The sequence below is a fragment of the Nonomuraea sp. NPDC004186 genome (genome assembly GCF_053603495.1).
Window position 1 is genome coordinate 20,143 of sequence record NZ_JBSGFQ010000147.1, and the last position, 6,647, is coordinate 26,789.

Here is a 6,647-nt window from a genome sequence, read left to right on the forward strand (position 1 = left end):
CCACCCCCGCGGGCGGCCGGCCGCCCCCCCCCGGCCCCCCCCCCCCCGCCGACGATGAACGCCGTTCCTCGCGATGTCAGCCCGGTCCCCGGGACCGCCGGCGCCCCGTCACCGGCCGACCGGCTCCGGCGCCGGCTCGGCGGCGTGGCCTTCGGCGGCGACTACAACCCCGAGCAGTGGCCGGCCGAGACCAGGGCGGAGGACCTGCGCCTCATGGCCGAGGCCCGGGTGAACCTCGTCACCGTCGGCGTGTTCGGCTGGGCCCGCGTGGAGCCGGCGCGCGGCGCGTACGACTTCTCCCTCTTCGACCAGGTCCTGGATGACCTGCACGCGCACGGGATCACCGCCGACCTGGCCACCATGACGGCCTCGCCGCCGCCCTGGCTGGTCCACGAGCATCCCGAGATCCTGCCGGTCACCGCCGACGGGACCGTGCTCGGCCCCGGCGGGCGGCAGCACTTCTGCCCGTCCAGCCCGGTCTACCGCGAACGCGCCGCGCTGCTGGCGGAGCGGCTGGCCGAGCACTATCGCGGCCACCCGGCCCTCGGCCTCTGGCACGTCGGCAACGAGTACGGCTGCCACATCCCCGCCTGCTACTGCGAGGTGTCGGCGGACGACTTCCGCCGCTGGCTGCGCGAGCGGTACGGCGACGACATCGAGGCGCTGAACGACGCCTGGTCGACGGACTTCTGGGCGCAGCGCTACGCCACCTTCGACCACATCCGGCCGCCCCGCGTGGCTCCGACGTACCCCAACCCGGCCCAGCAGCTCGACTACCTGCGCTTCAGTAACGAGGCGCTGCGCGCCTGCTACGACCTGGAGGCCGGCATCCTGCGGCGCGTCACCCCCGACGTGCCGATCACCACGAACTTCCTGGCCGGCCTGAAGGCCGTGGACGTCTTCGACTGGGCGCCCGGGCTGGACGTCGTCGCGGTCGACTCCTACCCCGACCCCCACGACGAGCGGCCGCACCTCGGCCCCGGCCTGGTGTACGACACGATGCGCGGAGCCGGCGGCGGAGACCCGTGGATCCTCATGGAGCAGGCGCCGAGCGCGGTGAACTGGCGGGCCAGGAACGCCGTCAAGCAGCCGGGCCAGATGCGGCTGTGGAGCTGGCAGGCGGTCGCGCACGGCGCCGACGCGGTCCTCTACTTCCAGTGGCGGCAGTCACGGGGCGGCGCCGAGAAGTTCCACTCCGGCATGGTGCCGCACGCGGGCGCCGACAGCAGGGTCTACCGCGAGATCGTGGCGCTCGGCAGGGAGCTGGCCGCGGTGCCCGACCTGGCCGGCACGCGGGTGCGCAACCAGGTGGCGATCCTGCTCGACTGGAACAGCTGGTGGGCGCTCGAGCTCGACTCCCACCCCTCCGACGGCGTGCGCCAGCAGGACCGCCTGCTCGACCACTACGGACCCCTGTTCGAGCTCGGCGCGGGTGTGGACGTGGTGCCGCCGTCGGCCGACCTGACCGGCTACCGGCTCGTCGTCGTGCCCAACCTGTACCTGCTGGCGGGCGAGGACGCGCGGCGCGTCTCGGCGTACGTCTCCGGCGGCGGCGCGCTGGTCGTCTCGTTCTTCAGCGGGATCGTGGACGAGCACGACCGGGTCCACCTGGGCGGCTATCCCGCGCCGCTGCGTGAGGTCCTCGGGGTGCGGGTCGAGGAGTTCTGGCCGGCGGCCGAGCACGAGACGTTCCCCGTACGGGGCTGCGGTGCGCTGGCGCACCTCGAGGGGACGGCCGACCTGTGGCGCGAGGACCTGCGTCTCACCGGGGCCGAGCCCGAGGTCGTCTTCGACGGTCCCGACGGCCGCCCGGCCGTGACCAGGCACGACTTCGGCGAGGGAACCGCCCGCTACCTGTCGACCCGCCTCGACGAGCCCGCCATGCGGGCGGTCCTCGCGCGGGCGCTCGCCGAGGCGGGTGTCACGCCCGCCGTCGAAGGGCTGCCTCCGGGGGTCCAGGCGAGCGTGCGCGCCGGCGCCGGCCGCCGCTTCCTGATCCTGCTGAACCACACCGGCGAGAAGCACGACGTGACCCCCGGCGGGGAGTGGACCGACGCCCTCTCGGGAGAGGACGTCGAGTCCGTCACGCTGCCGCCCTCGGGCGTCGCCGTGCTCCGGTCCGTGGCGGGTCAGTAGACGAAGGGCCAGCCCGCGCTGTCGTACCCGAGGAGGTTGATCCCCAGCAGGGGCGCGCCGTTGTCGGCGTAGTAGTGGTAGTAGAGCACCTCGGCGTCGCTGTCGGGGACCACCGCCTGGTGGCCCGGCCCGTGCACGCTCCCGTGCCCGGCCAGGACCTGGGTGCCGCCGCCCGAGGTCATGGCGACGCCGTTGCGGTCCACGTACGGGCCGGTCACGCTGGTCGAACGGCCGACCATGATCCGGTAGGTGCTGCTCGCCCCCTGGCAGCAGGCGTCGAACGACACCCACAGGTAGTAGTACGAGCCGTGCCGGAAGATGAACGGCGCCTCGATCGCGGTCGTGCCGGTGCGCTGGGCCAGGCCGGTGATCGAGGTGCCGAGGCGCTTGCCGTTGGCGGGGTCGAGCTGGATGAGCTTGATCCCGGTCCAGAACGACCCGAAGGACAGCCACCAGCGGCCCTGGGCGTCCACGACGAGGTTCGGGTCGATGGCGTTGTAGTTGCTCGACGAGGTGGTCGAGATGACCATGCCCTGGTTCGCCCAGGAGCCTGACGCGCCCGTGGTGCTGGTGGCCAGGAAGATCGCCGAATTGCGCGAGCCGAACGTCGAGGCCGAGTAGTAGAGGTAGTAGCGCCCGTTGCGGTAGGAGATGTCGGGCGCCCACAGGCTGGCGCTGCCGCCGGTGTACGACGTGGTCCACGGCGCGCCGCCGGGGAAGACCACGCCGGCGTTGTGCCAGGCGGTCCGGTCGGTCGAGGTCTTGATCGTGATGTTGTCGCCGGTGTGCACCAGCAGGTAGGAGCCGTCGGGCCGCTTGACCACGCTCGGGTCGTGCACGCCGATGTCGCCCGTCACCCGTCCGGGGTTGGGATAGGCCGCCGGGGGAGTGGTCGGCGTGGCCAGCGGCACGGGCTCGGGTCGCACCGCGGCGGCACCGAGCAGGAGGGCGACGAGAGCTCGTTTCCACATGACGTGACCTCGGCGGTGGGGGCTTGACTGCGACAGTCAGGGTTACCGGTCACATGAGTGGTGTCAAGCACGCCTGCCGCCCTCGCAGGTCGGGCGCCTGAAACTTTCACACCCGACCCGCGCGCCGCTCATGACGAGGGCGGTTCGTTCAGCTCGCGCAGGCGTGCGCCCGTGCGACGCTCCCATTGGTCCGAGGGCCGAAAGTACTACCCCGCCGGCGGCCGAAAGGCCGAACCAGCACGAGCCCTTACGCCGATGAACCGGCGCCCCCGCGATTGTCACCATCGAGCCATGACCCACACGAAGGCGGGCCGGCTCATCCCCGCCGGACTGCTCGTCCTCAGCGCCGTCCCCGTGATCGCGGGCGCCATCCGCGCGGCCGAGCTGGCCGGCGGCGCCGCCATCACCCCGGACAACGCCCGCTTCATCGCCGCCCCCGCGCCCGTGCTGCTGCACATCGCCGGCGTCACCGTCTACAGCGTCCTGGGCGCCTTCCAGTTCGCGCCCGGATTCCGCCGCCGCAGGCCCGCCTGGCATCGGGCGGCCGGGCGGGTGCTGGTGCCGGCCGGCCTGGTCGCGGCCCTCGCCGGGCTGTGGATGACCCTCTTCTCCGACCTCCCGGCCGGCGACGCCGGGCTCCTGACCGTCTTCCGGCTGGCGGCCGGCTCGGCCATGGCCGGCTCCCTCGTCCTCGGCTTCGCGGCGATCCTGCGCCGCGACGTCGCCCGGCACCGCGCCTGGATGATCCGCGCGTACGCCCTCGCCATGGGCGCGGGCACGCAGGCGGTGGTCCTGTCCGCCTGGTACGCGGCCGCGGGCGCCGATCCCTATGGCGTCACCCGGGCCCTGCTCCACGGCCTGGCCTGGGGCATCAATCTCGCCGCGGCCGAATGGGCCATCCGCAGGACGGCCCCGGTCAGCCGGTCGGTGGGGCGGATCAGCCGTTCGGCGGGGTGAAGGGCTCAGCCGCCGATTCATGACATGGACGGATGTGTGGCTCGCTGCCGGATTGAGAGGCTGACGGCCCCTAGCCAGTCGGAAGGAGCGAGAACACATGCCAGAAGCGAGCGAGGGAAATACGGGCGCGGCGGTGAGCCGTCGTGGGGTGCTCGCCGGTGCGGGCGCCGCGGCGGTCACCCTGCTGGGCACGGGCGACGCCGAGGCCCAGGCCGCGCCGGAGGCGTTCGGGCCGGTGACCGTACGTCCGGGCGACATCCGCTACGACCAGCTGCTGCGCGGCAACAACTTTCGCTTCGTCGGCCGCCCGGACGAGATCCGCGTGGCCGGGTCGACCGAGCAGGTGGTGCGCGCGGTGCAGGAGGCGGTGCGGTCCGGCCGGCGGGTCGCGGTGCGCAGCGGCGGTCACTGCTTCGAGAACTTCACCGCCGACCCGGCGGTGCGGATGCTGCTGGACCTGTCCCCGATGGACGCGGTCGGCTACGACGCCGGCCGGCGGGCGTTCTCCGTGCAACCCGGCGCCACCCTCGGTCACGTGTACCGGACGCTGCTCACCGGCTGGGGCGTGACGATCCCCGGTGGCAGCTGCCCGGAGGTGGGCGCCGGCGGGCACTTCGCGGGCGGCGGGTACGGGGCGCTGTCCCGGCGGTACGGCTCGGTGGTGGATCACCTGTACGGCGTGGAGGTCGTGGTGGTCGACCGCGACGGCACCGCCCGCGCGGTCGTCGCCACCCGCGACCCGGACGACCCGAACCACGACCTGTGGTGGGCCCACACCGGCGGTGGCGGCGGCAACTTCGGCGTGGTCACCCGGTACTGGCTGCGCTCGCCCGGCGCGACCGGCACCGACCCGTCCCGGCTGTTGCCCCCGGCGCCGCGGCGGATGGTGCAGCACGTGGTCATCTGGTCCTGGGAGCACATGACCGAGCAGGCGCTCACCGGGCTGATGCGTAACTTCGGGACCTGGCACGAGCGCAACAGCGCGCCCGGCTCCCCCTACGCCGGGCTGTACGGGCTCCTCCAGCCCTCGCACCGCTCCGGCGGGACCGTCATGCTGGTCGCGCAGATCGACGCGGACCTGCCCGGCGCCGGCGACATGGTGACCGGCTTCGTGTCGGCGGTGACGGACGGGGTCGATCTCACCCCGGTGTACGACCAGCGGCGGACGATGCCGTGGCTGCACCGGATGACCTGGCCGGGCAGCGGCGAGCCGGGCGACGTGATCACCCGGCGGTACAAGATCAAGGCCGGCTACCTGCGCCGCTCGTTCACCGAGACCCAGCTGGCGGCCGTCTACCGCAACCTGGAGAACGAGACCGGCGGGCCGGGCGCCGGCATGCTGCTGGTCGGCTACGGCGGGCAGGTCCGCGCGGTGGCGCCCGGGGCCACCGCGATCGCCCAGCGCGACGTGGTCATGAAGGCGGTCTACCAGACGGTCTGGGACGAGGAGAAGAAGGCCAGGGCCAACCTCGCCTGGGTCCGCGAGTTCTACCGCGACGTGTACGCCGGCACCGGCGGCGTGCCCGTGCCCGGCGAGGTCAATGACGGCTCCTACATCAACTACCCGGACGCCGACCTGGCCGACCCGGCGTGGAACACCTCGGGCGTGCCCGCGCAGACGCTCTACTACAAGGACAACTACCCGCGCCTGCAGCGGGTGAAGGCCCGGTGGGACCCGCGCAACGTCTTCCGGCACGCGCTGGCCGTCGAACCTCCCCAGGCCGGTTGACCGGCATCCGGGCTAGATTGTCCGCCGGGGGCAGGCGCCGGGGAGGAGGACGCGGATGAGCGATCCGCCGGCGCGGTGGTCCGTGGCGTTGACCGTCGGGCCGTACGCGCTGCTGGCGCTGCTGACCGGTGTCACCGTGGCCATCAAGGGTTCGGCGGGCGAGTCCCTGATCGTCGACCTGGTGCTGTGCGCGCTGATGGCGGCGTGGATGCTGGGCGTCTTCACGCTCCGTCCCGCCTGGCGCGAGCGGGCGCCGGTGATGGCGGTGTTCTGCGCGGTGCTGATCCTGCTCATGGCGATCCTGGCGATCAGGGACCCGTGGTTCGGGGCCTTCACCCCCGCCGGGTACGTCTACGCCTTCCGGCTCCTGCGCTGGCCGTGGCAGCCGGTCGGCGTCGGCGCGGTGGCGGTGGTGGCGGGCACGGCGCAGGCGTACGGCGTGGACAAGACCACGGTCGCCGGCCTGGCCACCTACGGCGCCGTCGTGGCCGCGAACGCCCTCCCCATGTGCGCCTTCGCCTGGTTCGCCCGGCGCGGCGCCCGGCAGAACGAGGAGCGGGAGCGCGCGCTCCAGGAAGCCCGTGAGGCGAACCGCAGGCTGGCGGCGTCGCTGGCGGAGAACGCGGCCCTGCACGAACGCCTGCTGGCACAGGCGCGCAACGCCGGCGTACAGGACGAGCGGCAGCGGATGGCGCGGGAGATCCACGACACCCTGGCGCAGGGGCTGACCGGCATCGTCAGCCAGCTGCGCGCGGCCGAGCACGCCGGCGACGATCCGGCGGCCTGGCGCGGGCACGTCGCCGCCGCGACCAAGCTGGCCAGGGAGAGCCTGTCGGAGGCGCGGCGGTCGGTGC

General features: G+C 73.4%; 5 protein-coding genes. 4 read left to right on the forward strand and 1 reads right to left on the reverse strand.

Annotated features, from left to right (window positions below; translation table 11 throughout):
- The first annotated feature begins 54 nt into the window (after positions 1 to 54).
- On the forward strand, positions 55 to 2,136 hold the full coding sequence (locus tag ACWEPL_RS57480; protein ID WP_452441654.1) for a beta-galactosidase: 2,082 nt from the start codon (positions 55 to 57) through the stop codon (positions 2,134 to 2,136).
- On the opposite strand, the gene ACWEPL_RS57485 is transcribed toward ACWEPL_RS57480, so the two are convergent.
- Positions 2,130 to 3,107, reverse strand: coding sequence for an arabinan endo-1,5-alpha-L-arabinosidase (locus ACWEPL_RS57485; RefSeq protein ID WP_452441655.1), 978 nt, complete (start codon positions 3,105 to 3,107; stop codon positions 2,130 to 2,132). The genes ACWEPL_RS57480 and ACWEPL_RS57485 overlap by 7 nt on opposite strands.
- Positions 3,108 to 3,398: 291 nt before the next feature.
- Here ACWEPL_RS57485 and ACWEPL_RS57490 point away from each other — a divergent pair, with 291 nt between their 5' ends.
- From ACWEPL_RS57490 to ACWEPL_RS57500, 3 genes are all read left to right on the forward strand, one after another.
- Positions 3,399 to 4,064, forward strand: coding sequence for a DUF2306 domain-containing protein (locus ACWEPL_RS57490; RefSeq protein WP_452441656.1), 666 nt, complete (start codon positions 3,399 to 3,401; stop codon positions 4,062 to 4,064).
- Between the two features lie 97 nt (positions 4,065 to 4,161).
- Positions 4,162 to 5,793, forward strand: coding sequence for an FAD-binding oxidoreductase (locus ACWEPL_RS57495; RefSeq protein ID WP_452441658.1), 1,632 nt, complete (start codon positions 4,162 to 4,164; stop codon positions 5,791 to 5,793).
- 55 nt (positions 5,794 to 5,848) lie between these two features.
- A partial coding sequence (locus tag ACWEPL_RS57500; RefSeq protein ID WP_452441659.1) for a histidine kinase occupies positions 5,849 to 6,647 on the forward strand: 799 nt, incomplete at its 3' end.